General features: G+C 58.8%; 1 protein-coding gene. It reads left to right on the forward strand.

Going from position 1 to position 461, the window contains the following annotated elements; genetic code table 11:
* Positions 1–461, forward strand: a 461-nt coding sequence (locus tag AC1DCT_RS18130; protein WP_477430581.1) for an aldose epimerase family protein, incomplete at both ends; no start/stop codon positions are given.

Genomic DNA, 461 nt, shown 5'->3' on the forward strand with positions numbered 1-461 from the left:
CTGCAGGCGCATAACGAAGATGAGAGCAGCGTAGTGCTGACCTTCGAACTGCAGAGCAGCGACGCGTCGCACCAGCACTGGCCGCACGACTTCACCCTCTTCGCCCGCTTCAAGCTGGCAGCAACCTGCGAAATGGAGCTGGAAGCGCACGGTGAATTTGAAACCACCTCTGCGCTGCACACCTACTTTAACGTTGGCGATATCGCAGATGTCAAAGTAAGCGGCCTCGGCGATCGCTTTATCGATAAAGTGAACGACGCCAAAGAGGATGTGCTGACCGACGGCGTGCAGACCTTCCCGGATCGCATTGACCGCGTCTACCTCAACGCCGAAGGTTGCAGCCTGATCCACGACGCGAAGCTGAATCGCGCGATCGAAGTGACTCATCACCACAACGCTAACGTCGTTGCCTGGAACCCGGGCCCGGCCCTCTCCGTCAGCATGGCCGACATGCCGGATGA

It is taken from the genome of Microbacterium sp. 10L49, assembly GCF_056395125.1.